This is a genomic window from Acinetobacter guillouiae CIP 63.46, from assembly GCF_000368145.1.
GTDB lineage: Bacteria > Pseudomonadota > Gammaproteobacteria > Pseudomonadales > Moraxellaceae > Acinetobacter > Acinetobacter guillouiae.
Genome location: NZ_KB849283.1, coordinates 2,098,427 through 2,123,754, shown reverse-complemented (window position 1 = coordinate 2,123,754; position 25,328 = coordinate 2,098,427). Strand labels below are relative to the sequence as shown.

The 25,328-nt window shown below is 39.3% G+C and carries 26 protein-coding genes; 12 read left to right on the top strand and 14 right to left on the bottom strand.

All coding sequences use genetic code 11. The features are described from left to right. The first annotated feature begins 61 nt into the window (after positions 1-61). The 4 genes from F981_RS14960 (at position 62) to F981_RS14945 (ending at position 3,505) form a co-directional block, all read left to right on the top strand. Entirely contained in the window at positions 62-586 is a 525-nt protein-coding gene (locus F981_RS14960) for a hypothetical protein (protein ID WP_004722942.1), read from the top strand. Between the two features lie 247 nt (positions 587-833). After that, the gene (gene pdxA / locus F981_RS14955) at positions 834-1,805 is read left to right on the top strand and encodes a 4-hydroxythreonine-4-phosphate dehydrogenase PdxA (RefSeq protein WP_004722939.1); all 972 of its coding nucleotides are present in this window, start codon (positions 834-836) and stop codon (positions 1,803-1,805) included. A gap of 38 nt (positions 1,806-1,843) precedes the next feature. Then, the gene (gene rsmA / locus F981_RS14950) at positions 1,844-2,656 is read left to right on the top strand and encodes a 16S rRNA (adenine(1518)-N(6)/adenine(1519)-N(6))-dimethyltransferase RsmA (protein WP_004722938.1); all 813 of its coding nucleotides are present in this window, start codon (positions 1,844-1,846) and stop codon (positions 2,654-2,656) included. Beyond that, positions 2,657-3,505, top strand: a complete 849-nt coding sequence (locus F981_RS14945) for a symmetrical bis(5'-nucleosyl)-tetraphosphatase (RefSeq protein WP_004722937.1) — start codon at positions 2,657-2,659, stop codon at positions 3,503-3,505. A gap of 129 nt (positions 3,506-3,634) precedes the next feature. Here the strand turns inward: F981_RS14945 and F981_RS14940 are convergent, their stop codons facing one another. From F981_RS14940 to hflX, 5 genes are all read right to left on the bottom strand, one after another. Further along, a complete protein-coding gene (locus F981_RS14940; protein WP_004722936.1) occupies positions 3,635-4,081 on the bottom strand; it encodes a DUF2147 domain-containing protein in 447 nt (148 codons plus the stop codon). A gap of 52 nt (positions 4,082-4,133) precedes the next feature. Beyond that, positions 4,134-4,577 carry a DUF2147 domain-containing protein gene (locus F981_RS14935; protein WP_004722935.1) on the bottom strand — a complete coding sequence of 148 codons (444 nt, stop codon included), beginning with the start codon at positions 4,575-4,577 and terminating at the stop codon, positions 4,134-4,136. 94 nt (positions 4,578-4,671) lie between these two features. After that, positions 4,672-5,340 carry an LrgB family protein gene (locus tag F981_RS14930; protein ID WP_004722933.1) on the bottom strand — a complete coding sequence of 223 codons (669 nt, stop codon included), beginning with the start codon at positions 5,338-5,340 and terminating at the stop codon, positions 4,672-4,674. Positions 5,341-5,349: 9 nt separating this feature from the next. Beyond that, positions 5,350-5,721 (bottom strand): hypothetical protein, encoded by a 372-nt coding sequence (locus F981_RS14925; protein WP_004722931.1) that lies wholly within the window; start codon positions 5,719-5,721, stop codon positions 5,350-5,352. Between the two features lie 43 nt (positions 5,722-5,764). Continuing rightward, the gene (gene hflX / locus F981_RS14920) at positions 5,765-7,096 is read right to left on the bottom strand and encodes a ribosome rescue GTPase HflX (protein WP_004722930.1); all 1,332 of its coding nucleotides are present in this window, start codon (positions 7,094-7,096) and stop codon (positions 5,765-5,767) included. 348 nt (positions 7,097-7,444) lie between these two features. Here hflX and F981_RS14915 point away from each other — a divergent pair, with 348 nt between their 5' ends. Beyond that, positions 7,445-8,257 carry a lysophospholipid acyltransferase family protein gene (locus tag F981_RS14915; RefSeq protein ID WP_004722928.1) on the top strand — a complete coding sequence of 271 codons (813 nt, stop codon included), beginning with the start codon at positions 7,445-7,447 and terminating at the stop codon, positions 8,255-8,257. A 592-nt stretch (positions 8,258-8,849) separates the two neighbouring features. Here the strand turns inward: F981_RS14915 and F981_RS14910 are convergent. Beyond that, a complete protein-coding gene (locus F981_RS14910; protein ID WP_004722927.1) occupies positions 8,850-10,478 on the bottom strand; it encodes a phospholipase D family protein in 1,629 nt (542 codons plus the stop codon). 162 nt (positions 10,479-10,640) lie between these two features. Here F981_RS14910 and F981_RS14905 point away from each other — a divergent pair, with 162 nt between their 5' ends. Then, positions 10,641-11,651: a metallophosphoesterase gene (locus F981_RS14905; RefSeq protein WP_004722925.1), complete on the top strand. Its 1,011-nt coding sequence runs from the start codon at positions 10,641-10,643 to the stop codon at positions 11,649-11,651. A 16-nt stretch (positions 11,652-11,667) separates the two neighbouring features. Here F981_RS14905 and F981_RS14900 read toward each other — a convergent pair whose 3' ends face one another. After that, positions 11,668-12,249: a hypothetical protein gene (locus tag F981_RS14900; RefSeq protein WP_004722924.1), complete on the bottom strand. Its 582-nt coding sequence runs from the start codon at positions 12,247-12,249 to the stop codon at positions 11,668-11,670. 141 nt (positions 12,250-12,390) lie between these two features. Next, complete coding sequence (locus F981_RS14895) at positions 12,391-13,149, bottom strand: ribosomal protein L7/L12 (protein ID WP_228129032.1); 759 nt, start codon at positions 13,147-13,149, stop codon at positions 12,391-12,393. 201 nt (positions 13,150-13,350) lie between these two features. Here F981_RS14895 and F981_RS14890 point away from each other — a divergent pair, with 201 nt between their 5' ends. From F981_RS14890 to F981_RS14875, 4 genes are all read left to right on the top strand, one after another. After that, positions 13,351-13,719: a ribonuclease E inhibitor RraB gene (locus tag F981_RS14890; protein WP_004722917.1), complete on the top strand. Its 369-nt coding sequence runs from the start codon at positions 13,351-13,353 to the stop codon at positions 13,717-13,719. Positions 13,720-13,867: 148 nt separating this feature from the next. Beyond that, the gene (locus tag F981_RS14885; RefSeq protein ID WP_004722915.1) at positions 13,868-14,314 is read left to right on the top strand and encodes an SRPBCC family protein; all 447 of its coding nucleotides are present in this window, start codon (positions 13,868-13,870) and stop codon (positions 14,312-14,314) included. A 248-nt stretch (positions 14,315-14,562) separates the two neighbouring features. Next, positions 14,563-14,916, top strand: coding sequence for a DUF488 domain-containing protein (locus tag F981_RS14880; protein WP_004722913.1), 354 nt, complete (start codon positions 14,563-14,565; stop codon positions 14,914-14,916). A 112-nt stretch (positions 14,917-15,028) separates the two neighbouring features. Next, a complete protein-coding gene (locus F981_RS14875) occupies positions 15,029-15,373 on the top strand; it encodes a zinc ribbon domain-containing protein YjdM (protein WP_004722912.1) in 345 nt (114 codons plus the stop codon). A 59-nt stretch (positions 15,374-15,432) separates the two neighbouring features. Here F981_RS14875 and F981_RS14870 read toward each other — a convergent pair whose 3' ends face one another. After that, the gene (locus F981_RS14870) at positions 15,433-15,984 is read right to left on the bottom strand and encodes a LuxR C-terminal-related transcriptional regulator (protein WP_004722910.1); all 552 of its coding nucleotides are present in this window, start codon (positions 15,982-15,984) and stop codon (positions 15,433-15,435) included. 474 nt (positions 15,985-16,458) lie between these two features. Between F981_RS14870 and F981_RS14865 the strand changes: the two genes are divergently transcribed. Both F981_RS14865 and F981_RS14860 read left to right on the top strand, forming a co-directional pair. Further along, positions 16,459-17,799, top strand: coding sequence for an MFS transporter (locus F981_RS14865; protein ID WP_004722907.1), 1,341 nt, complete (start codon positions 16,459-16,461; stop codon positions 17,797-17,799). 195 nt (positions 17,800-17,994) lie between these two features. Further along, the gene (locus F981_RS14860; RefSeq protein WP_004722906.1) at positions 17,995-19,497 is read left to right on the top strand and encodes a CoA-acylating methylmalonate-semialdehyde dehydrogenase; all 1,503 of its coding nucleotides are present in this window, start codon (positions 17,995-17,997) and stop codon (positions 19,495-19,497) included. Between the two features lie 185 nt (positions 19,498-19,682). On the opposite strand, the gene F981_RS14855 is transcribed toward F981_RS14860, so the two are convergent. The 5 genes from F981_RS14855 to F981_RS14835 form a co-directional block, all read right to left on the bottom strand. Next, entirely contained in the window at positions 19,683-20,099 is a 417-nt protein-coding gene (locus F981_RS14855) for an ExbD/TolR family protein (RefSeq protein ID WP_004722903.1), read from the bottom strand. Positions 20,100-20,118: 19 nt separating this feature from the next. Beyond that, positions 20,119-20,544 (bottom strand): ExbD/TolR family protein, encoded by a 426-nt coding sequence (locus tag F981_RS14850; protein WP_004722900.1) that lies wholly within the window; start codon positions 20,542-20,544, stop codon positions 20,119-20,121. Between the two features lie 14 nt (positions 20,545-20,558). Beyond that, positions 20,559-21,422, bottom strand: coding sequence for a MotA/TolQ/ExbB proton channel family protein (locus F981_RS14845; RefSeq protein ID WP_004722899.1), 864 nt, complete (start codon positions 21,420-21,422; stop codon positions 20,559-20,561). Between the two features lie 29 nt (positions 21,423-21,451). After that, entirely contained in the window at positions 21,452-22,153 is a 702-nt protein-coding gene (locus tag F981_RS14840) for an energy transducer TonB (protein ID WP_004722898.1), read from the bottom strand. A gap of 151 nt (positions 22,154-22,304) precedes the next feature. Next, a complete protein-coding gene (locus F981_RS14835; RefSeq protein ID WP_212749878.1) occupies positions 22,305-24,980 on the bottom strand; it encodes a TonB-dependent receptor in 2,676 nt (891 codons plus the stop codon). Positions 24,981-25,328: the final 348 nt, after the last annotated feature.

Genomic DNA, 25,328 nt, shown 5'->3' with positions numbered 1-25,328 from the left:
TGGAATTGTGACGGGATTCATGAATAATTAAGGTGATATAGAGAAAATAAGTCAGGCAAAAATGAAAATAATAAATTCAATAAAATTCGTTCTACTGCTATTGGGTATAGGTAACTTAAACCTGAGTTTTGCTCAAGCGGATTTGCTGGATCAGCAAGCCCAGTTCAATCATATGAATTCAAAGAACATATTAGAAAATGAAAAAACATGGGAAAATGAAAAAATAAAACAAGTAGGAAAAACCGAAGAAGAAAAAGCAGCAAGAAAACAACAGCGAGGAGAATTAGATACGATCTTGGATGCGAAATGGATGACTGTCGATTTTAGTGAAGAAATTCAAACCGCATATCCTTGCCAAGCGATTGGATTACTCATTCAAACTCAACACATCCCTATTGGTGAAGAAGTCGATGCTGTCGTGCAATGGGAGGATGACGATGATAAAAGCCGAAGTGGGGAATATACAGTCTATGGGAAAGTTGAACCAGACCATCGAGTCAGAATAATCTTTGATCAACATATTGATCCAGCCAAGTGTGGGAAAGACGTTGAATCAATGTTTGATTTCTCTGAAATTGATCAATAGCAAGCTCAACCAGAAACTCGGCCCGCTTCTAAAAGTCAACTCTAAAGCATTCTAAATTTCAATCATCTAAGTATGATGAAATATAAAAATTGTTTGCAATGGAGTCAGAGAGGTGGCTTGAGACATTGTTTTTGGTTCATTTTTTACCTGATTTAGTTATATTCGATATAAAAATGAATTTGAATTGGAAATGATAATTTAGAACCGATGTATACTGTCTATGCAAGGTCTGTTAAAAGAGTTCTAGATGCTTCCTTTATATATAACCAGTGGTGAGCCTGCTGGCATTGGCCCAGATATTTGTTTAGATTTGGCAGATCGTATTGATGATCGTCCAGTTGTTGTATTGGCTGATATCAATATGTTGAGGGATCGTGCCAAAATTTTAAACAAAAGCGTTCAGCTTATTGAGTATCAAGGGCAGACGGAGTGTTTGGCTCAAGGTCAGCTCTATGTGGAACATGTTCCTTTAGCCGTGGATATTGCTTTAGGGACGTTAAACTCGCAAAACTCTGCATATGTGATCGAACAATTACGCCGTACTGCATACTATGCCATGCAAGGCCTCAGTGTTGGTGTTGCTACAGCGCCAGTACAAAAGTCAATTATCAATGACGCAGGGATCCACTTCAGCGGTCATACGGAATATTACCAAGAGTTTGCTGGTGTGGAACGTGTGGTCATGATGCTTGCAACAAAAACGTTAAGAGTTGCTTTAGTGACCACGCATTTACCACTGCGGGATGTTGCAGATGCCATTACCAAACAGCGTCTCCATCAGGTGATTGATATTCTTATTCATGATTTAAAAACAAAATTTAAAATTAATCATCCGCGTATTTTGGTGTGTGGCTTAAACCCGCATGCTGGAGAGGGTGGCTACTTAGGTCATGAAGAAATTGATACGATCAATCCAGTGCTTGAAAGTTATCGAGTCCAAGGTATAGACATGAGTTTAAGTATGCCTGCTGATACTTTATTTACTGTGGATCATTTAAAAGGTACTGATGCTGTTTTGGCGATGTATCACGATCAGGGTTTACCTGTGTTAAAATCGCAGGGATTTGGCGAAGCCATTAATATTACTTTAGGTTTACCTTTTATTCGGACCTCAGTTGATCACGGTACTGCGCTCTCCCTTGCAGGTACAGGCCTTGCAAAAAGTTCAAGTTTGCATGTCGCTGTCGATTTAGCGCTTGATCTCGCTCGCTCGAATTAATTTGTAAACAACCTTATTTATCACGTTGGATTTTTTTTATGTATCAAATTAATGCCTTAAACCCTAAAGATGAAGGGCATCATACGCGTAAGCGTTTTGGACAAAACTTCTTACATGACCAACGTGTGATTGCCAAAATTGTTCGTTCTGTTGCCCCAAGATCAGGGGAAAATATTGTTGAAATTGGACCGGGTTTAGCCGCTTTAACTTCACCTTTAAATGGTGAATGTGATGCTTTGACAGTGCTAGAACTGGATCGTGACTTGGCAGCGGGCTTGCCGGGTCGAGTACCACATCCTGAACGGCTCACCATCATTGAAACTGATGCGTTAAAATATGATTTTACTGAATTATTTCAGGAAGGTCGTCCTTTACGTGTGGTCGGAAACCTACCTTATAATATTTCAACGCCTTTGCTTTTCCATCTCTTGGAATTTGGTGACAAAGTCAAAGACATGCATTTTATGTTGCAAAAAGAAGTGGTTGATCGTATTACCGCATCTCCAAACACCAAAGAATATGGGCGTTTGTCGGTGATGATTCAATACTTTTGTAAACCTACTTTCTTGTTTGAAGTACCACCGGGATCATTCAATCCACCACCAAAAGTAACATCTGCGGTATTCCGTTTAGAGCCTTATGCGACTAAACCAATTGTTGCTAAAAGTGAAAAAGCCTTAGCTCGTTTGGTATCGCATGTGTTTACACAACGCCGAAAAACACTACGTAATAGCTTAAAAGGCATGTTGGTAGAAGACGGTTTTGAAAATGCTGGTGTAGATCCAATGGCACGTCCAGAAACCTTAACATTGGCTCAGTTTGTTGCATTATCTGACCAAATGGTGGCTTAAATGGCACTGGAGAAAGTCAGATATAATTATGTGATTGGCGATGTACAAGGGTGTTTTGAAGCACTGAAAGCACTACTCAAAGAAATCCAGTTCGATGCTGATCAAGATTTTATTTGGTTTGCGGGCGATTTAATCGCGCGTGGTGAAAACTCAGTGGGTGCATTACGCTTTATCAAAAAATTATGCGAACAAGGCAATGCTGCGACAGTCCTTGGCAATCATGATTTAAATCTGCTGGCGGTTGCACGTGGGATCAAAAAGCTCAAAGAAAAAGACCATATTGATGATGTCATTCATGCTTTAGAAAGTGATGAATTGGTTGATTGGTTGCGTAAACAGCCTTTGTGTTTATTTCCCAATGAAAAGACGATTTTGACCCATGCGGGTATCCCGAATATTTGGGATGCGGAAAAGACTGCCGCGTTGGCCAAAGAAGTAGAAGCAGTCTTAGCGCATGATGACTTTGCTGTGCTGGATTCATTTCTAAAAGAGATGTATGGCACTGAGCCAGATTTATGGGTTGATGATTTACAAGGTCATGCTCGCTTACGCTGTATTACCAATTATTTAACCCGTATGCGCCTGACTGATGCACAAGGTCGTTTAGAGTTTAGCTTTAAAGATGCTTTAGATGAGCCGATGCCAGCAGGTTTTCAGCCATGGTTTAAATTTGAATCGCAGACAGCAAAAACTCATCAGATCGTTTTTGGACATTGGGCAGCGTTGCAAGGTGAGCGCATCAATGCGCAAATCCAAAATGTCGATGGTGGTTGTGTTTGGGGGCATCAACTGCTGGCTTATCGACTAGAAGATCAAAAACTTTTTAGTGTCGATAATCCTGTTTTTTGATATGAATAAAGCCACAACATGTGGCTTTATTTTGGGCAATATCACGAGATTCAAGCATAGTGTCAATGCACCATTTTCAATGATTTTAATCTTTTAAATGGCGAATTTATCTATCAACTGAAAAGCAAATTATTCTTGTCGAATCCATGTCTGACTTCGACCAATCAGCGAAATACCAAGATAGCCACGTAAGGTCAGGCGGTTTCCACTTGCATTTAAGCGGGCTTTGCCATGATAAATTTTTCCTCCACGAGGATCCAGAACTTCACCACCAATATAGTTGTTTGGGTTATTTGGATCAGCTTTTAACTTTTGTAAAATGGTTAAGCCAATAATCGGTTTATTGGTAAAGGGTGCGGGGCAATTGCGGCATTGTGTTAAAGCCGTTTCACCGGGTGCAGGAAAATCTTTAATGATTTTCCCGATATAAGTATCATCTTTTAGTTTCTCGATTTGAATATGTGCGCGAACATAACCTGTTTTATCATCAACAGTGCGCCATGTGCCAGTGATGTCAGCTGCATGTGTCCAGCTGATCATTCCCAGTAGCATACAATTGAAAATTCCTTTTTTCATAAGCATACCTATTTTCTTTTAAGTTTAAATGTTGTGATTCATGAATAAGACCTTATTCACGAATCCAAGTTTGACTACGACCAAGTGCAGATACCCCTACATAACCTCTTAACATTAAGCGATTACCGTTTGAGTTGAGTTTGGCTTTCATGGAGTAAATTTTACCTGTAAGTGGGTCAATAATTTTTCCACCGACATAATCTTCTTCACTGGTTTGTTTGAGATTTTTAAGAACATCCATACCTAAAATGGGTTTATTGGTATAAGGCGCTGGACAGTCTATACAGGTTTCTTTTGGAGTATAACCAGGACGTGGGGTGATTTTGATGATTTTACCAGTATATGTGCCATTGGCTTCTTTGCGTATTTCAAGCACAGCTTTAGATGAGCCAGTTTTATCATCGATATTTTTCCAAATACCGGTGATATCTTTTGCCATACTGCTACAGCTTAAAACAGAAAATAATGTCCCTAAGATGAACTTATTAAACCTCATTTATTGATTCCTTATCAAAATGGGGGAAAGAATAGTTCATCTTAAGCTGAATAATTACTCTAGGCAATCATGTGAAAAGTAAACTAAATCACATTTATTTTATAAAAAGTATAAAGGTTGGCAACCAGATGGCTGTGAACACCGCATTTACTGCCATTCCAAAGGCTGCATAACGACCTGCAACCGCGCCACGTTGCCAAGCTTGGGCCGTTCCGATGGCATGTGCAGCCAGTCCTAAAGCCAAGCCAGACGCGCGTTCATCATTAATATTGCGTAAAATAATCGATGAAAATGCGGCCCCAATCACGCCCGATAAAATGACGATCAAAATCACCAATGTGACTGGTGAGTGCAATAAAGTTGCAATATTGATTGCAATTGGGGTAGTCACAGCACGTGTAGCAAAGGCCATAATGGTCGGTTCCGACATATGCAGTAAATAAGCCAAGCTCATGGGTAATGCGACAGCACTGATACTGGCAAACACCAAGATCCCCACAACAGATTTCAGTGGCAAATCATCATAACGCATTGCCGCTAATGGAATAGCCAAGGCCACAGTGACATAACCGAGTAGATGGCTAAATAGACCATTCATATCAGTATTGTATTTTTCATAAGGAATTTTAAAGATCATTAAAATTCCAATCACAAAAAACATGCCAATGACCAGAAGCGGAATTTGAGGAAAGCGTTTATTAATTGGTTTCGCTGCCAAATAGGCAATTAGCGTGATTAAAAACCCAGTGAGTACACTTAACATATCAGCCTCCTATAGCCACTTCTTCGCCATTTTTGCATAAATCCAGAGTGGAATTAGTGTGCTGACAAACATCACAACCAGAAATAAGGGGATCTCTTTTCCCATACTGACCAGCATGATTAATGAACCCGCGCATATCGGTAAGAAAGCAAAGCCACTTTCTCTCATTAATTTATTATTGGTATCGACCAGACGGGCAGGGATTTTTTTGAATCTGCGCCATATAACCAGCACAAACAGTAAGCTGAGTAGACCTGTTAAATTGCCCAATTCAGGATGATTAAATTGTGACATCACCAACACAGAAGCTTCACGAAAGAAGATGATAAGTCCTATTGTGAAGATCCATGCTTGCCAATCGATACCTTTTAACTGATCCATGTGTGTTTATTTATAAAAATTGATCTTTCACGTTTTAACCGATTTAGCGCTTTATTTCAAACTCTTCTAACGGCCTTTTAAATTGTTCTGCCTTATTTCCAAGGATTTCAACGAGCGGTAAATGTGCCTGATTGATGAGCTGTTCCAGTTTTTGTGGTGCCATGGCAACCACCAATTGTAAGTTGCCTTCATCATCATAATGCTCAGATTCGATGACGTTAAGATCGTAAAGTTGATTTTTTAACTTACCATAAGCGGGTTTTAATTGCAGTTCAAAACGTTGAATTTGCCCCATCAAACATTCATGGACCGCTTTACGTAACAAGTCTAAACCTTGTTGTGTATGGGCTGAAACATAAACACGTTCAGGTTGGTGCGGTTTGGCATAAACGATTTTGGCTTCTTCGCCGCTTTGATCGATCTTGTTATAAACTCTTAATATCGGAACATCTGCGCCAATTTCATTTAACACCGTTTCTACAGCATCAATCTGTTCCATGACATCTGGACTACTCGAATCGATGATATGTAACAGTAAAGACGCTTCTAAAGTTTCTTCCAAAGTTGCCTTAAAGGATTCGACTAAAGAATGAGCGAGATTGCGCACAAAACCAACAGTGTCTGCAAGAACAAGCGTGCCAATACCATCCCAATCTAAACGGCGTAAGGTTGGGTCGAGTGTGGCAAATAATTGATCCGCTGCATAAACATCACTATTTGCTAAAATATTAAAAAGTGTTGATTTGCCTGCGTTGGTATAACCGACCAAAGATACGGTTGGAATATTGGCTTTTTGGCGAGCAGCACGACCTTGAATGCGTGTTTTTCGGACTTTTTCCAGACGATCTTTGAGCTGTTCCATACGGATGCGTAATAGACGTCGATCTGTTTCAAGTAAGGTTTCACCGGGTCCACGTAGACCGATACCGCCTTTCTGACTGTCTAGATTGCTACGACTGCGGACTAAACGTGATGAAAGATGATCTAACTGAGCCAATTCAACTTGCAGCTTACCTTCATGGGTACGGGCACGTTGCGCAAAAATATCAAGAATCAAACCCGTACGGTCAATCACACGACATTTTAAAATACGTTCTAAATTACGTTCCTGAGCGGGTGAAAGCGCTTGGTCGAAAATAACCAACTCCACTTCATCTGCCTCAACTTGTTCAGCAATTTCTTCTGCTTTACCTGAACCAATAAAGAACTTAGGATCGGGTTTAATCCGTTGTACGCTTAAATGCTCTAATATATCCGCGCCCGCAGATTTAGCCAGTAATCGAAATTCTTCTGCATCAAGATCTTCTAAAATTTGAACATTCACACTGACTAAAATGGTTTTTTCACCACCTTGATTTTGATCAAAGTATTCCACAGATTGTAAAACTCAGACATTAGATTAGAAAAATCATTCTAAAGGATATTCCGTGTGAAATCCTAAGCCGTATGCAAAGTATTGCAATAAAATTATAAATATATGAATTTATGGTGAAATCTTAATTTGGGTTTTCCTGTTGTTTTAACGGTGGAGTTAAAATTCAGTAAAAATGTATAGCTGCTTGATGGCGCGCAAATTTTGCCACAATTTAGCGTTGAGCTGATTTGGCTATTCATTTCGCACAGTAAATCAATGTTGTTGTCTTTATGATGAATGCAAGTTGATTTAGATATGTATACAATAGTGTCAGTTTAATATGACATACATTTTGTTTAGTGAATATCTATGACTCAACAACAAGCAATCAAAAAGTCAAAATCATCGAAATTAAGTGCTTTATCTAAAGTCTTTTTGTACAGTAAAAAACTGGTATCAGGAACATCTGCTGTTGCAGAAGGCTTTTATCTGGTTTACCGCCATCAACTCTATAAAGATCCGAATAATCCTAAAAATACCCGTTATGTGCAGTATTTTTGTCGCCGTTTAAGTGAAGTATTTAATGTCGACGTGCGTGTACATGGCGATATTCCGCGTGAACCAGCATTGTGGGTGAGTAATCATATTTCATGGTTGGATATTGCTGTTTTAGGTTCAGGGGCACGGGTATTCTTTTTAGCGAAAGCTGAAATTGAAAAATGGCCAGTTTTTGGCAATTTGGCTAAAGGTGGTGGAACCTTATTTATTAAACGTGGTTCAGGGGATTCGGTGCGTATTCGAGAGCAAATCGCTGAGTTCTTAAGTAAAGATATTCCAGTGTTGTTTTTCCCTGAAGCAACCACCACAGATGGTTCAAAAGTCAAAAAAGTACATGGTCGGATCTTAGGTGCAGCAATCGAAGCCAAGAAACCTGTACAAGTATGTGTGATTTGCTATGTAAATCAACATGGGCAATTAGATACCGTAGTGCCTTTTATTGGTGAAACCACATTTGTCGAACATGTCCAAGCTGTGCTGGAAATGCCAAAGGTTGTGGCGCATCTCAAAACTTTTCCTGCGATTGTAACAGAAGGGCATACGGTTGAAAGTCTGACGCAACAAGTGCAAGTGATGATGCAAAAAGGTTTGGAAGATCTACAGAAAGAAGTCCTAACAGATTAACGATCTATTCAAAATGATGTCTCTGACTGTTTTGAATAGGCCAAGGGAAGCTGTCTGCGAGAGTGTGTAGGTTTATAAAACGTCTTTACTCAGCAGGCAGAATATTTGTCACTGGAGCATAGTCATAACGAGGATTGTTCGAAAAAGAAAAAGTTATGACGCCTGATTCCAAATTCAAAAATACAGTGAAGGCATTATTTTTTCTCAACGATATTGCCTCACTCATGCTCAACGTTTTTTAGATATTATACCGATCAATATTATTAACTTGACATAAATAAAATGGTTTTTGCTTTTACCATCAGCCGATTTTACCTGACATCGCTATCGCGTTTGGCGGCATGGATGCCGCCGTTGGTCAAGGGCGATAAGGATATCCCCTTTGAACAACATGAGCAAAAACAAAGCACGGCTTTGTTTGCAGCGCAAGTTTTGGCATTGCCCGAGAAAAGTAGAGCATCGCCTACGCAAATCGATCTAAACTTTTCTCAAAATATAAGGCAGTGAAAACACCTTGTATTATGCAAATTTTCATGAGTGGTCTTACTTTGCTTATTCAGTGCTTATACCATATATGTGAAATTATTCAGAATTACATAAAGCCCTCAATCGGCAACCAAGAAATCACCTTAATTCCTGCTTTTTGCCACCACTTCATTTTTGGCTCTTTTCTTAAAGTGACAATGCCTTGAGGCGTTTCTTTGAGCCAATTGATTTTATTCTGTGAATCTAAAACCAGCTTATAAGCATATTTTTTTAAATTATCGTCCATAGTTTTATGTACGGCAATCGCCAACGGCGGACTGTTGATAATGACCCCAATTTCAGTATTTAAGTTGGCTGAACGCGGGTCGAAATTAAATGAGCCAATAAACACTTGCTTATTATCCACAGCCATCAGTTTGGCATGCAAGCTAGAACGGCTTAAACCTTTTAAGCTAACTTTGGCTTTCTTTGAGATTTCTTCTGAATTGGCATAGAGATTTTCCTCAGAAACGGCAGGCAGAAACTCATAAAGCTCGACCCCATTTTTTAATAAGTTATCTCGATATTTTGCATAAAATGCATGCACCAATGCGACATCATTGGCTTTAAATGAGTTGGTCAGGACACGTACTTTAACGCCCTCATCTGCCAACTCAACCAGTTTCTTTGCGCCTTTTTTTTGCGGAACAAAATAAGCAGAAATCAGATCGACATTTTGAGTCGGGATATCTAAGCGCTTCACCATTTGGAAGTTAAGATGCTGTTCTTTTTTGGCCTTGGCCTGAATTTTATCAGGAGCATCTTTGACCACCTCTGCTTTGACCCAATCCAGTTGAATATTCTGATTGAGCCACTGATCAAAAGCATGGGTGCGATTACTTAAATTCAAATAATTTTGAACCGTAATTTCTTGGTAATGATGGGTTAATTGTTCTTTTAGGCTGTCATAACGTAAGGTGTAGGTACTGTGATTGACAATATTTCTCACCGGATAAGCGTAGCTATGATTCCAGTATTCGTCAAAGGAGTGGGTAATATCATCTACCGCTTGACCCACCAGCATGACATCTACATCTGAAAATTGGTAATTGTCACTGACGTTATAATATTGATTACTCATATTACGTCCGCCAATTAATGAAATTTGATTGTCAGCAGTAAAGGTCTTGTTATGCATGCGACGATTGATACGTTTTAAATCCAGCACCATGTCGATGGGACGAATACTTCTAAAACGGTAAGGGTTAAATAGTTTTACTTCAATGTTTGGGTGTTGATCTAAGGCGAGATAAACCCCTTCCATTTGTTTAGCATTATTATCATCAATCAGTAAACGAACTTTAACACCGCGATCTGCGGCTTCAATAATTTTGTATAAAGCCAATGAGCCAATTTTGTCATTGTCCCAAATGTAATATTGCAAATCTAACGTTTTTTGTGCTTTTTCAATTAAATTGATGCGTGCTGCGATTGCTTCCAGCGGATCATAAAGAACGTGATAACCGGTTAACTCAGGGTTTTGCGCTTTTAATGGAGAAATAATTTGCGCCAAAGGGGTGTCTTTGGTGTCTATATCGTAGGCATATTCGGGTTTAATATTTTCTTGTCGGGGTAGGGTTGAGCAGGCAGAAAGGCTGAGTAATAGGCAAGAACCGATCATCACCCAATATTTTGAAGCATGGTGATTGTGAGCTTTTTGCTGTAATTGGGTATTACGATTGATCGTTCTTTGCATAATATTTTCTAAGATTTCTCAGAGCTAGAGTATAATTGCCTGAGGATATATTGACAATTCGTCGATGTTTGCCGAAATGCAATCCATTTATGAAATGCCAATGTAGCCTTTTCAAAAGATAAATAAAGAGATGACAAGTACAAGCGACTTGCGAGATTAAATATGTTTCCAACCCTAACTGTTACATCAATTTTTTATCTCTGCTTCATTGTGCTTGCGATATGGGGAGTAAGCCAAGCTTGGTTAAGTCAATCTAGAACTGAAACGATCCATCCTTTTAAGTCTTTCGTCCATTTACTGGCATTCTACCTGTCTTATTTATTAATTCCGTTGTTATTTTTTAGCATTTATGCAGGATATATCGGAAAATTCTCATTACATGAAAGTATTTTTATTTTCTTGCTCAGTGCATTGCTGATTTATGCACGTTTTATTGAACCACATCGGGTTCATGTTCAGCATATACAATATTCGTTGGGGCAGGAGAAAAGCTTTACTCAACCGATTAAAGTTGCGTTGCTTGCAGATTTACACATTGGTCTGTTTTCTGGACATGAGCGTCAGCTTAAAACAATTGTCAAAAAAATTAATTTGGCTCAACCCGATTTTGTCGTGGTTGCAGGGGATTGGACCTATGAACCTGAAAATAAATTGGTTGAAGAACTGGCGATTTTAAAACAGATCGAAGCTCCGGTTTATTCAGTAAATGGTAATCATGATGAGCAGTATCCAGGACCACCGATTCAAGCCTTATTGGCCAGTGCCTTAGAGGCCAATAACGTCATGGATATTGAAGGTAAAATTGTTGAATTTGATGATTTTCGCTTAATCGGTGTCGGGGACTTATGGGCAGGCAAGGCGGATATGCGTTATATGCCCGATTTACCTCAAGACAAACCGTGGTTAATTTTGTCACATAACCCCGATACGGTAGATATGGTGCCACAGTTGCCTACACGTCCGTTGATGCTGTCTGGACATACTCATGGTGGGCAAGTTGAATTGCCGTGGTTGACCAGTTATGTGATGAAAAAAGTTTCTATTCTCGGTCATAAACGAGGCTTGTATCAGCATGAAAATGCCGATGTATTTGTCAGTGTCGGTACCGGTATGGTGGGTGTGCCTTTTCGGTTTAGAGTACCACCAACCATTGATATTATTGAGCTGAGTTAATTTTTATACTGCTCAATCATGTTTTAAAATAGTAAAAGGCTGCAATCCCAATCAAAACAAGAAACCCAATCAATAACAGCATGCTGCTGGACTTATTCTGATGACTCAAGTCTTCCACCCCTGAGGTTTGAACCGAAGCGTGAGTAGGGCTTGTTGAATCATAAGATGAAGACTTTGCTTGTGATGAGGTATTTTGCGTCTCTCCTTGCATAAAGTTTTCGGCAAATTTGGATAAAGCATCTGGTTGAGTCAAATCGATTTGGAATTGTTTTTTGATCTCTTGCCAGTCGGGATGTTGATCATTGATTTCAATGGTCTTACCATCCTGATTGGTCATTTTCACCGTACTAGATGAAAAGTTGAATTCAAAAGATTTGCTTTCATTTTTTATATTCGGTATTTCTCCCGATAAAATTTGAGGGTTTGCTTTAAAAGCCTGAAGCGCATCTGGTGATTCATGCAGGATGCGGACTAAATTTTTTGCTGCGGTTGGATCTAGCTGAAGGTGTGCAATAAGGAATTGTTCAGCCTGTTCTGTTTGATGGTGTTCAAGCAGATCAAGCAATGTTTGTAATTGTGTTTGATTCAATTGGTACATACGCATCTCGAATAATTTAAATGATGAGAGCAATGGCGTTTAGTTGAATGGCTTTCTTTTGACTGTTTTAAACTTTATTAATCATCCTGCATTGTACATTCAATTTTATTGCCGTGTTAAATTTTATCGCGGTGTTGCATCTTATTGCTTGATAAAAAATTGATAGGCAATCACAGCAACAATCGCAATAACAACAAGCATAACAATAGGTAAGCCTTTTTTCTTGGTTTGATCTTCAATACCGACAGGTTGTGTTGTCACGCTGGATGGGCGGGGAATTGACTGAACATTGCGTGTCGAATTGACAGCACTATCACGTGCTTTGGCTTTCATCGCAGCAATATAGGCAGCAGCCGAATCATATGTTTCACCTTGTGTAAAATGACGCATAATTTCATCCCAGTCAGGATGATGCTCATCAATCAACACTTTTTGATGATCTTGATATAACACATAGATTTCACCAGTTTCAAAATTTGACTGAATTGCCTTATAGCGAGGATGCTGACTGTCATAAAAATCATCATCGAACTGAAACTGATTGATTGCTAAATTGGGATTTTCAGTGAGCTGTTCTACAAAGTCTTTGGCATCTTTTAGCCCAAGGTTTGAATTTTCCATGACCAGTTTAATCGCTTCAATTTTACGATTTTGTTGGATTAGGGAAAGGATGTCTTGTTGAGGAATTTGCAAGTGTATATCACGGGAACTATCACTTTGAGCTGTATCTGCAAATGCGAAGTTGTATGCGTTTTCTGTCAGATTTTCTACATAATCCTTGGCTTCTTTTAAACCTAAATCTGAGTGGTCTTTGACCCATTTAACTGCTTCAACTTTACGACCTTGTTGAATCAGTAACAGAATTTCTTGTCGTTGTTGTGGGTTAAAGTTTGGCATCATGCACCTTTCATTATTGGTTTAATCATCAATGAATATTGATCAACAACAGACCCTAATCATAGAATTAATTCAATTTTTATTACAAATTGATGCCAAATAAAAGTAGTAATTTGTGTGCGAATAGGCAATATTTTAAAACTGTCATAAAACTTTGCTATTGTAAAAGTCATAATATTTATAACCTTAAAAGAGGGCTTGGCCATGACTCGTGATTTTGAAAAATTCCCAGAAGATGATAACGGTAATCTACTTTGGCAAATGCACGAAGATGGTGATGATTTAGAAGAGGTACATGAAATCGAGTTTTCTGTGTATTTTAAAACACAAGAACTTGCTGAAAAATGTGCAATCTATCTTTTACACGAAGAGCAAAAAATTTCGCTGTATTTGGATGAAGAAGTGCAGCCTAATGAATGGGTGATTACGGTTTATGTTCATCTGATTCCAGACTACGAAGATGTTGTTGATTTAGAGCAATGGTTTAGTAAAATTGCTGAGCAGTTTGAAGGTGAATATGATGGTTGGGGATGTACAACCTATATATTTGATGATGAAGACGATGAAGAATAATGGTCTTTAGACGACGCATATTGTTTTAAAAGCATATCCTTGTTGATATGCTTTTTTTTAAGTTTCAGACTACTCAAACCATACAAATGAAAGCTTTGTACAGCGCTAAACTTGCTTGTCAACAACAATAATAGTCAAGGATATGAGTATGAGTAATACGGTAAAGTTGCATCGCGTTTTTAGTGCACCACCAGAGCGAGTCTATAAAGCTTTCTTAGACCCAGATGCAATTGTAAAGTGGATGCCTCCGCATGGTTTTACAGCAAAACTTCATCAAATGGATGCTACGGTTGGTGGTTCTTATCGAATGTCATTTACCAATTTCTCTACAGGTACAATCCATTCATTTGGTGGAACTTATGCGGAGCTGATTCCCAACCAACGCATACGATATTTTGATCGATTTGATAATCCTGAGCTCGCTGGCGAAATTGAAGTAATCATTGAAATAAAAGGTGTGCTTGTCGGAACGGAAGTCAATATTACCCAGTCAGGTATCCCGAAAGTGATTCCTGTTGAGGCTTGTTATTTGGGATGGCAAGAGTCTTTGCAATTACTTGGTCTCTTGGTCAATCCAACAATTCCAGATCAATAAACTCGCGTGAGTGACCTATAAACTATCGCTATAGATCTGCTTTGGTATTTATATCATTCATCTATCATCCATTAAACGGGCAATACAATTCAATCATTGATTGCCTGAGTAAGCACCAAGCCTCGCCTATGTTTGCAGGCTAAGCTGTGATGGGGGACAATGTGTTTTTATTCCCACATTGTCACTTTACACAACCATATTTCTCATCATTTGGAATAATTTTAGAATAACTTCGGTTCGGAATAACAATGACGATTTATAGCAAACGAATTTATGATGCGGTTTCAGAAACAGATGGTCAACGAATTTTGGTTGATCGTTTGTGGCCACGTGGTATTAAAAAAGATGATGCTAAGATTGACTTATGGCCGAAAGAAATTACCCCGTCCAATGAACTCAGAAAATGGTATCACGAGGATAGCGAAAACCGTTGGGATGAGTTTCAACAACGTTATCGCGTTGAATTATCACAGGTTACAGTACAATTAGAAGAGCTGCGGAAACTTATAGCACAAGGTCCTATAACCTTATTAACGGCGGCCAAAAATCAAGGGCGAAATCATGTCAGTGTTTTGTTGGATGTTCTAAATCATAAAGCCTAGTTTTATTGATCGCGGTTGATTTTAAATTATTCCTTATATTTATTATGGTTTTTAAGTTGATGAAAAATCTTAAAATGCTATGATTGTGATTTGAACCGAAGTTGAGCTTATTATGTCTTTGCCACATTGTCCAAAATGTAATTCAGAATATACCTATCAAGATAGCGATTTATTGATTTGCCCAGAATGTAGTTATGAATGGAAAGATGGCGAGCAAGTAACAGCAGATGACAGCGTGACGATTAAAGATGCTGTTGGCAATATCTTGGCAGATGGCGATTCAGTGACAGTGATTAAATACTTAAAAATTAAAGGTTCTTCTGCAGTAGTTAAGGTAGGAACCAAAGTCAAAAGTATTCGTTTACTGGTAGACAGTAATGATGGGCATGATATTGATTGTAAAATTGATGGTATTGGTCCCATGAAGTTAAAGTCAGAATTTGTGAAAAAAGCTTAATTTTTTTGAGGTTCATCAATGATCACAGCAATTCAACTGTGATCATTTTTTTGTCTATATCATTTTTCTCGAATAATAATTTTTGAGGTTAGTTCTGCTTTGGAGCGAACGCCCAACTTTTTCATTAAATTTGCTTTATGTACTTCTATGGTCCGATGCGACAGCTCTAATTTTCGTGCAATTTCTTTACAGGTAAATCCATTGACAATCAATTGGGTAATTTCTGATTCACGTTTGGTCAATTTTTGCTTAGAAGACAGCACCTGATCTTTACGTTCAAAATGCCAGACCATCAATTTAAAGGGATCTTCAGGTGTTAAGGTTTGCCCATGGGTATGTGTCCAAAAGATTTCGCCATTTTTATGCTGCATAAAGCGCTGATCAGAATAGTAATGGCTTTTTTTTAACAATAAGCTTTGCAATGCATCATTCCCGACCTTTTCATAATCTTCAAGGCTAGGAAAAATTTTGACTATGGATTGCTCAATTAATTCACCACGCTCATAGCCAAATAGATTGGCAAATGCAGCATTCATTTCCATCATGTGTCGATAACTTAATACAACAATCGGTGCAGGGCTAAAATCAAATGCGATTTTATTATAGTTCATAATAAGCATCCTTACTTAGTATAATAATGAATATAACGTGATAGCGAGAAATAACAAGTATTCGATCGTTGATTTTTTATAATATGATGAAAATTAAATAGATTATTTTTGTGTTGTTATACATATAAACTTAGCATTTTGAATAGTTTGTAATGGATCACATTTTTTATATTTAACTTTAGTCTATATTGGTATGTTTTTTCATAAGTAATTGTATTTAATTTATTTATTGAATTTTAAAAACTACTTAAGTAATTAAGGGTGTTGACTGAAAAAAGCAATTGATTCACATTGATGATGAGAAGCACTCATGTTATTTAGAATTTTTTATCAGGATAAATCAATATTAATCTTGGCTTCTTATTTTAAGTTATTTGTGTAAAAAGAATTAGATCACCTTAATAAATATAATCAGGATGGATTATCTCTAAGGTGGTGAATGGATGACAATACTAAGAATTGGGCGAGGTAGCGATGGAGCATATACAAGGATCAGGTCCTCAACAACCGAAAAAGTCTTCACACCGTCTGGCGGGTATCTCCAGCATGGTCGGAACGACAATCGAGTGGTACGACTTTTTTATTTACGGTGCAGCCGCAGCATTAATTTTCAATAAACTGTTTTTCCCCAATCTTGATCCATTAACAGGTGTATTGGCCGCGTTTGCCACATACGCTGTTGGCTTTATTGGACGTCCGTTGGGAGGCATTATCTTTGGTCATTTTGGGGACAAAATTGGTCGGAAAACCATGCTGCTAACCACGCTGATTATGATGGGGATTCCTACCGTTTTAATTGGCCTATTGCCAACCTACGAAAGTATTGGATATTGGGCGACATTTTTTCTGGTGATTTTGCGTTTTATTCAAGGTATGGCAATGGGCGGCGAGTGGGGTGGTGCCGTGTTGATGGCTGTAGAGCATGCTCCTGAAGGCGGTAAAGGCTTTTGGGGAAGTTTACCTCAAGCAAGTGCTGGTGGTGGTTTAATGTTGGCCTCTATCGCATTGGGTTTGGTTTCACTTTTACCCGAAGCAAGTTTATTTAGTTGGGGCTGGCGTCTGCCTTTCCTTGCCAGCATTTTATTATTAGGTGTGGGTTGGTATATCCGTGTCAAAGTGCCTGAGTCACCCGATTTTGAAAAAGTAAAACAACAAGCACAAGAAGTTAAAGTTCCAGCAATGCAGGTCTTTAAAAATCATCCGCGCGAATTACTCACGATTATCTTTGCCCGTGCTGCTGAAAATGCATGGTTCTATATTGCTTCAACTTTTGCCTTAGCCTATACCACAACCAAGTTGGGTATTCCTCGCCAAGACATTTTGTTTGCAACGATTTGTGGTGCAGGCTTAATCATGGTGATGACACCATTGTGTGGACATCTATCCGACAAAGTTGGGCAGCGTAATATGTTTATGTTTGGTCTAGTGGTCCTTGCATTGTATTGCTATCCATTCTTTAGCATGTTGGATACCAAGGACCCAGTCTTGGTATGGACCGCAATTGTTTTAGCAATCGGCGTAGTGTTTCCGATCATGTATGCGCCACAGTCTCAGTTATTTGCTCGACAGTTTCCTGCCGAAATTCGCTACAGTGGCATCTCGATTTCAGTTCAATTCGCAGGTGTATTAGGCGGTGGACTCGCACCATTGATCGCCACCAAACTACTGAGTATTGGTAATGGTAGCCCGCATTTGATTATTACCTACATCATGAGCATGGCGATTTTCGCAATCTTCTGTAGCTTCTTTATGAAGCGTGATGATCTTAGCCCCGCGAGACAACGTAAATCAGTGAAAAGCAAATTGTCTGTTTAATGAAAAGCAGTGATTCAAAGCACAGCATTACAATCAATCATTCAATTTACCACGCTTAATTTTCAGGAATGAATATGAATATTTCCTTTATCAGTCTTGGGAATATGGGGCTTTCTCGCCAAAACGGTCATGGAAAGACCGACTTCAGTAGCATTTTTAATTTAGTTTCAGTATCAGCGTGAAGGAAAAATCAGGATGAACACTTTGATCGGACATTATATTTCAGGCCGTCATATCACAGAAACTCAACATTCAGGCCCAGTATTTAATCCCTCTACAGGTGAAGAAATTGCGCGTTGTGCTTATGGCGATGCAACCGTGATTGATACTGCCGTGAAAGCCGCGACATCAGCAAATGCAAAAAAATGGGCAAAAGCTTCACATGCTACACGCTTGCAAGTTCTGTTTAAATTACGTGAATTAATGATTGCCAAAACAGCTGAATTAGCAGAAATCATTGGTCGTGAACATGGCAAAACCATTGCCGATGCAATCGGTGAAATTGGCCGTGCGATTGAAGGAATTGAATTTGCCTGTAATGCACCGCAGATTACAAAGGGTGAATATGCACGTAATGTTGCTGGCGACATCGATGTGTTTTCTGTACGGGTTCCTGTGGGTGTGGTGGGCTGTATTACCCCGTTTAATTTTCCCATCATGATTCCTGCTGTCATGATGGCCATGGCTGTTTCTGTGGGGAATTCAATAGTTTGGAAACCGTCTGAAAAAGTGCCTTCGGCTGCATTATTTTTTGCAGAGTTATGGAAAGAAGCGGGTCTTCCAGACGATGTATTTAATGTTGTACAAGGGGATAAAACAGCAGTCGATGCATTACTTGAACATCCTGAAATCGCAGCTGTGAGCTTTGTGGGTTCTACACAGATTGGTGAATATGTTTACCAAAAAGGCACCTCACATAACAAACGTGTTGCAGCATTTACAGGCGGGAAAAATCACATGGTGGTAATGCCTGATGCCGATCTTGAAGCGGCTGCAAATGCCTTTGTTTCAGCAGGTTTTGGTTCAGCCAGTCAGCGTTGTATGGCGGTATCATTGTTGATTCCCGTAGGTGCTGAAACGGCAGATCACTTACGCCAACGTATCGTAGAAAAAATCAAAGCATTGAAAGTTGGCGCATACAATGATCCGACTGCAGATTTTGGTGCGGTGATTAGTGCGCAATCGCAACAATCTGTTTTAAAGGCAATTGATCAATGTATTGCAGATGGTGCTGAGTTGGTGGTGGATGGTCGTGATTTTAAACATCCAGAGTATGCCAATGGCTATTATATCGGACCAACTTTATTTGATTATTTATCTATGGATATGGATTTTTATCAACAAGAGGTTTTTGGCCCAGCGCGAGGAATTTTACGCGTCAATAGTTTAGATGAGGCAATTGCTGTGACCAATAGCCATGAATATGGCAATGGTTCGGTGATTTTTACCCGTGATGGAAAGTCAGCACATCGCTTCTTTATGGAAGTTGAGTCGGGCATGATTGGTGTTAATGTGCCTGTACCACTCCCAGTGAGTTATTTTAACTTTGGTGGTTTGCGACGTTCAAAATTTGGTGAGTCGCATTTATATGGTCCAGATGCCGCTCGTTTCTATACTAAGTTAAAATCTGTTTCACAAAAATGGCCTGATCCTGAACAACAAGATCAAGCCATTTCTTTGGCATTTAAAATCACCTAATTGATTCTATGTCGATGATCAGCCAGCAGATGCTGGCTTTTTTAAGTGTGAGTGAATGCCAAATATATCGAGTGTTGTGTTCTTTATAATGTTGCACTATGAATAAATCGTCCCGAAAGATTGCATATCAAGGACTCAAAGCTGCAAGTCGATTGCACTGTGCAGCTTTGTTCATCCCTTAAATATTATTGGCTTGCTGCAATTCCGATTTTTTTAACATTTAATCGTTGCGCGGCTGCCATCACCATTGCCACATCCTTATATTCAGTCAGTTTATCGGGCTGCACTTTAATCGGATCTTGATCTGATTTCTGTGCAACACCCGCAAATAAAACTTCTAGCGCTTGTTTATTTTCAACAGCTTGATCATTCCAAAAGATTTTACCTTGAGGGTCAATACGTAAGGTGACTGGCTCAGGTGGCTTCTCATTGGTAGGTGGTGGTGCGCCATTGGGCAAGTCAATATTGATCGCATTATTTGGAATTGGGATGGTGATAATAAACATAATCAACAACACCAACATCACATCAATAAGTGGCGTCATATTGACATCTAACATCACATCATCATCGTCTTTATTGGCACCTACATTCATACCCATAAACTGTTCCTTCTCCCGATTATGGTGCGGCAACAGGTGTCGTGACAAAAGCGATTTTGCCGATACCTGCTTGCTTAGTAGCACTAATGACTTCATCAATCGCTTCAAATTTTGTCACTTGATCACCACGAATATGTACCTCTGGCTGTGGGCGTTTTGCTGCCTCAGCCTCTAAACGATTGATCAGTGTATTTTTATCTGCGATATACTTTTCGTTCCAAAAAATATCTCCCGCTTTATTGACGGCGATTTGCACATTAATTGGCTTAGTGACATAAGGTGTATTTTTTTCCTCAGGCAACTTGACTGGAACCGTGTGAATTGCAACGGGGACGGTGATTAAAAATATAATCAGCAGAACCAGCATAATATCCACCAAAGGTGTGGTATTAATCGCTGAAATTACATCATCTTCGTCACTGCCTGAATTGACTGTCATGCTCATAATAGATACCTCATTTATTTCGCATCACCACTGTTTTTGATCTCACCACTGAGTAAAACAGTATGTAAGTCAGAACCAAAAGTACGTACATTATCCAATACTGCTTTATTACGGCGGGTGAGCCAGTTATAACCAAGTACCGCAGGCACGGCTACAGCAAGACCGATTGCAGTCATGATCAGTGCTTCGCCGACAGGTCCAGCAACTTTATCAATAGAGGCCTGACCCGAAATGCCAATTGCAGTAAGTGCATGATAGATTCCCCAAACTGTACCGAACAAACCAACGAATGGTGCGGTAGAACCGACGGTTGCAAGAAATGCTAAACCACCACTTAAATGACTTTGAATTTTATCAATTGCACGTTGAATCGACATTGTGACCCAAGTATTAAAGTCGATACGCTCAAGTAGGTTTCCGCCATGTTTTTTGGTTGAGTTAATGCCTTTTTCAGCAATAAAACGATAAGCACTTGCTTCGCCTAGCGTTCCCGCAGCGCCGTCAATTGATGCAGCATCCCAGAATTTGGCTTCAACTTCTTTACCTTGACGCTTAATTTTTGCCTGCTGAATAAACTTGGTCACCATGATGTACCACGTTCCAATCGACATCAGGACCAAGATAAATAAGGTTGATTTAGCCACAATATCACCTTCGCGCCATAGTGCTTCTAAACCGTAAGGGTTGTGAACAGCTTGTGTTGTTGCTGGTTTAGGTGGTGGTGTATGTGTTTCACTGGTTGCTGTATTGGTCGTCGTTACAGTCGCAGGCGTTGCAGTGGTTTCTTCTGCAAATACACTAGATACAGGCAGTAGGGTGCTTACAGTTAAAATCCCAACAGAAGCAAATAGTCGTATAGATTTCAGCGTTTTATTCATCATTTATCTCCAAATTTTTATTTAATTGATTAATTCAGTACAAATTCATAAGGTATGTCATACCAAGAATCTTGAGGTTCACCATTCTTTAAAGCAGGTTTAAACTTACATAAGCTAAAAGCTTTCGAGGCAGCTTTGTCTAAGCTTTTACTCCCACTCGATTTTTTTACTTTGGCTTCTTTAACCTTTCCATCACTACCCACAAATACCGAAATAAGAACCTCACCTTGCTCTTCGTTTTGTAAAGATTCACGTGGGTAATCAGGTGTTTTACAACCCGCTTCTCCACTCGATACACCGCGTGTTTCACCTGCTGGTTTGGGTTTTGCTGGTTCAGGTTTTGGCGTCGTTTCAGGTTTTGGCGTCGGTGTTGGCTCAGGACTCTCTGAGGTTTTTGGCGTTGCTGTGGGTGTAGGTGTAGCCGTCTGCTTTGGTGTTGGTGTCGGTTTTTCCATTGGTTTTTCAGTCGGCTTTGGATCTGGTGTTTTCAACACTTTCTCCACCAACTTTGGTAGTTCTGGTGGCTTTTCAATGGGTTTAGGTTTTTCTGGTTCAGGTTTTTTGTCCTGAATAATCAGTAATTCAACAGGTTCATCCGCTGGTTTTTCAACTGTCTTGGATAAACCTGTAATCAAGCCATAGAGAATGATTAGATGCAGTAAGATGACTGCTCCAATCCCGATCAGGCGTTTGGAAGAATTATTTTCTAATTCTGAAAAATTCTTGCCCATTGCTACTCCTGAAATGAGAGACAAACAATAAATAGTAAAAGAGAGACGATAAAAAAATTCTGTTCAATTCTTTTGTTTGGCTAAGTGAATGAATCAATTTCGCAAACACCGTGACTAGATTAGATCTAGACCATGTTTGCGAAATGCCTAATTAGAATTTGTAAGTTGCTCTGACGTAATATGCGCGACCGGTTGGGTCTGCATAACTGGAGTCATAACCATATTGGAAATTATCCTTCACGTTGGATGCAGGCGGATCTTGGTCAAAGATATTTTTGATCCCACCAGTAAGTTCTAAGTTCTTGAATCCACTATAAGTGCCCGCAATGTTATACAGGATGTAATCACTGACACGATGGTTGTCATATTTGGCTTCACCAATAGAATTTGAGTCTTTATAACCACGACTAAACTGTTGCTCAAAGATCATTTTCCAGTTGTCGTAACTCCAATTGACATTGGCAACATGTTTCCAGCGTGAATAGACTTGTTGGTTATAATAGCTACCTGCACGGCTGATCCATTCACCGTCTTTCTCTTCTTGTTTGTCATATTTAATGACATAGGTCCCATCAATACCAAAACCAAAACGCCCTGTTTTAGTCACAGGTGTGAGATAGTTCAAACTTAAATCAACCCCTTGAGTTTTAATTCCACCCATATTGATCAAAGTGGTACTCACATATTTGATCCGTCCATCTGCATCACGGACAAATAAACTTGAATATTTGTTTGGGTCAGCAAAAATAATTGAATCGGAAATCGTATCGATCAAATTATCCACTTTGATGTTGTAGTAATCTGCTGTAAATACCAGATTTTTGATCGGTTCAAACACAAGCCCAGCAGTATAAGATGTTGACTCTTCAGCTTTTAAGTCGGGATTTCCGCCTTGCATACGTTTAAATTGAACTTTACATTCTGTTTGGTATTGTGGTGCAGTTGGGGCGCCATCTGGGCAGAGTACCGGGTCATTGTATTTTGGACCAGTGTAGGTTTGGCTCTGTGGTGAGTTGATTTCGTATAAGCTTGGTGCACGGAAACCTGTACTGTATGAGGTGCGGAACATCAATTGCTTTAACGGTTCCCAACGTAAAGCGACTTTTGGATTGAAGGTATCGCCAAAGTCACTATAGTCATCATAGCGTGCTGCAAGTTGCGCTTCTAAATTGGCTAAAATCGGGATATGTAATTCAGTGAATACCGCAGAGATATCTCGATCACCTTTACTCACAGGTTTATCTGGATCTGTACCACTACCAGGTACTTGTCTGACGATCTCAGCATTAATTTTTTGATCCCAATTTTGTTTGGTAAAACTTCCGCCTAAGGCAAATCCAACCTCACCTGCGGGTAGTGTATAGATTGGACGAGATACGGTGACATCAAATGAGGTTGAGTCTAAGCTGGCTTTATTGGTATCTCCTTTAACCTCAAAGGATTTCCAAATATTAGCATCGGCTGAAGGGCCAAATGGATTGAGTGAACCATTATTTAAAGCGGCCTGAACCTTACTTTGATTGAGATAACCCGCATTAAAGCTATCTGTTGCTTCACTTTTTGCATAGGTTAAACCGGCATTGATATCCCAACCATAGGCTTCACCTTCAATTCCTGCAAATGCACGATGTGAATCATTGATTGTTTTACCTGAGCGATTTCCACCTTGTGAACGCAGATAGAGTTGTAAATCTCCATCGCTGAGTCCATTCACTGCAGGGACAATGCCTTTGCCAGGATAATATTGACTTGTCGAGGGTAGGGTGACCGAACGGCTATATACATCGGGTGCAACTGAAGTGGTGACCTCATTGCGCGAGAAGATATATTCTCCAATCAGATTAAATTTATCTGAAAGTTTAAAGGTTCCACGACCAAGCGCTGAAATTGTTTCAACTTCTGGGGTAATCCCAATTAATGCTTGGGTATTGAGATAACATAATCCGCCATCTGCAACGACATTAGGCGTGTTATTACAATTTGTATTGCCATATGGATTTGCCAAAATATTATTTTTTGGATCAAGAAAATTTGCAGGGAATCCATTTATTGAACTGGCATCTAGACCGAGTTCAGGGATCACACCACCACGGCGACTGATCTTGCGGTCTTTTGCCATAATATTGTTGGTTTTGCGATAATCGACTACACCGTAAACGTTAAAGCCTTGTTCATCCAGATCACCATAGCCCCCAAAGATGGAAATATCTTGTTTATCACCACCACTGGCTTCGGGCTGAGTTGCACCCACACTGATGTTGAGGCCTTCAAAGGATTTTTTGGTAATAAAATTGACCACACCACCAATTGCATCTGCACCATAAACCGCAGATGCACCATCACGAAGGACTTCGATACGTTCAACCATTGCCATTGGAATAATATTAAGGTTGGTGGTTGATGTACTAAACGGACTATAAGCTAAACGACGACCATTCAATAAGACCAGTGTTTTATTTGTTCCTAAACCACGTAAATTGGCTGATGAACCCTCGGTATTACTTCGCCCGATGTTTTGAGAGGTAGAAAAACCAGCTTGGTTTGAACTGACTTTGGTCAAGGCTTCTTCGACAGTGGTTACCCCTTGTTTGGCTAAATCTTCACCTTTAATAATCGTAATGGGTGAAGCACTTTGAGCTGCAACCCCTTTAATTGAAGACCCTGTAACGGTGACTTTGGCTACTTTTGTTGGTTGTTTTGTTTCTTCAGTTTCTGCTGCATGCGCTAGCGATAGGCACATCATACTTAGACTAAGCGTACTTAATTTTAGTAACGTTTTCCCCATCGTTTGCGATCCCAAAGTGCAAACATTTTTGTTTACTTTCATATTTTCAGACATCCATTTTTTTTTGTACTTAGCGATATTGCTGCATTGCTTTCTAGCAATTCAAGTGCCAACTATCTAATTATATGTTTTAAAAATATACAAAAAAATGATAAGAATTTACGTGACTAGTGTTTAATCTCCTTATTCATCCGTGACTTGATAGTAGAAAAATAAGTTTGGAAATAGACCTGATTAATGTTAATACAATATGAAGATGTGGTTAAAAAACACTCAAAAGGTTTTAGTTTTTCTTTATATTTATTTGTTAATTAAAGAGTTTAACTATATTTAATGAGTGGTATAACTATTAATTATGGCTTTATTTTTGCTATTAATTATTTTAAATCA

Excerpts from the sequence above, each read along its gene's own strand:
- F981_RS14960 (WP_004722942.1), top strand. The coding sequence starts at position 62 with ATGAAAATAATAAATTCAATAAAATTCGTTCTACTGCTATTGGGTATA.
- pdxA (WP_004722939.1), top strand. The coding sequence starts at position 834 with ATGCTTCCTTTATATATAACCAGTGGTGAGCCTGCTGGCATTGGCCCA.
- rsmA (WP_004722938.1), top strand. The coding sequence starts at position 1,844 with ATGTATCAAATTAATGCCTTAAACCCTAAAGATGAAGGGCATCATACG.
- F981_RS14945 (WP_004722937.1), top strand. The coding sequence starts at position 2,657 with ATGGCACTGGAGAAAGTCAGATATAATTATGTGATTGGCGATGTACAA.
- F981_RS14940 (WP_004722936.1), bottom strand. The coding sequence starts at position 4,081 with ATGAAAAAAGGAATTTTCAATTGTATGCTACTGGGAATGATCAGCTGG.
- F981_RS14935 (WP_004722935.1), bottom strand. The coding sequence starts at position 4,577 with ATGAGGTTTAATAAGTTCATCTTAGGGACATTATTTTCTGTTTTAAGC.
- F981_RS14930 (WP_004722933.1), bottom strand. The coding sequence starts at position 5,340 with ATGTTAAGTGTACTCACTGGGTTTTTAATCACGCTAATTGCCTATTTG.
- F981_RS14925 (WP_004722931.1), bottom strand. The coding sequence starts at position 5,721 with ATGGATCAGTTAAAAGGTATCGATTGGCAAGCATGGATCTTCACAATA.
- F981_RS14915 (WP_004722928.1), top strand. The coding sequence starts at position 7,445 with ATGACTCAACAACAAGCAATCAAAAAGTCAAAATCATCGAAATTAAGT.
- F981_RS14910 (WP_004722927.1), bottom strand. The coding sequence starts at position 10,478 with ATGCAAAGAACGATCAATCGTAATACCCAATTACAGCAAAAAGCTCAC.
- F981_RS14905 (WP_004722925.1), top strand. The coding sequence starts at position 10,641 with ATGTTTCCAACCCTAACTGTTACATCAATTTTTTATCTCTGCTTCATT.
- F981_RS14900 (WP_004722924.1), bottom strand. The coding sequence starts at position 12,249 with ATGTACCAATTGAATCAAACACAATTACAAACATTGCTTGATCTGCTT.
- F981_RS14895 (WP_228129032.1), bottom strand. The coding sequence starts at position 13,149 with ATGATGCCAAACTTTAACCCACAACAACGACAAGAAATTCTGTTACTG.
- F981_RS14890 (WP_004722917.1), top strand. The coding sequence starts at position 13,351 with ATGACTCGTGATTTTGAAAAATTCCCAGAAGATGATAACGGTAATCTA.
- F981_RS14885 (WP_004722915.1), top strand. The coding sequence starts at position 13,868 with ATGAGTAATACGGTAAAGTTGCATCGCGTTTTTAGTGCACCACCAGAG.
- F981_RS14880 (WP_004722913.1), top strand. The coding sequence starts at position 14,563 with ATGACGATTTATAGCAAACGAATTTATGATGCGGTTTCAGAAACAGAT.
- F981_RS14875 (WP_004722912.1), top strand. The coding sequence starts at position 15,029 with ATGTCTTTGCCACATTGTCCAAAATGTAATTCAGAATATACCTATCAA.
- F981_RS14870 (WP_004722910.1), bottom strand. The coding sequence starts at position 15,984 with ATGAACTATAATAAAATCGCATTTGATTTTAGCCCTGCACCGATTGTT.
- F981_RS14865 (WP_004722907.1), top strand. The coding sequence starts at position 16,459 with ATGGAGCATATACAAGGATCAGGTCCTCAACAACCGAAAAAGTCTTCA.
- F981_RS14860 (WP_004722906.1), top strand. The coding sequence starts at position 17,995 with ATGAACACTTTGATCGGACATTATATTTCAGGCCGTCATATCACAGAA.
- F981_RS14855 (WP_004722903.1), bottom strand. The coding sequence starts at position 20,099 with ATGGGTATGAATGTAGGTGCCAATAAAGACGATGATGATGTGATGTTA.
- F981_RS14850 (WP_004722900.1), bottom strand. The coding sequence starts at position 20,544 with ATGAGCATGACAGTCAATTCAGGCAGTGACGAAGATGATGTAATTTCA.
- F981_RS14845 (WP_004722899.1), bottom strand. The coding sequence starts at position 21,422 with ATGAATAAAACGCTGAAATCTATACGACTATTTGCTTCTGTTGGGATT.
- F981_RS14840 (WP_004722898.1), bottom strand. The coding sequence starts at position 22,153 with ATGGGCAAGAATTTTTCAGAATTAGAAAATAATTCTTCCAAACGCCTG.
- F981_RS14835 (WP_212749878.1), bottom strand. The coding sequence starts at position 24,980 with ATGAAAGTAAACAAAAATGTTTGCACTTTGGGATCGCAAACGATGGGG.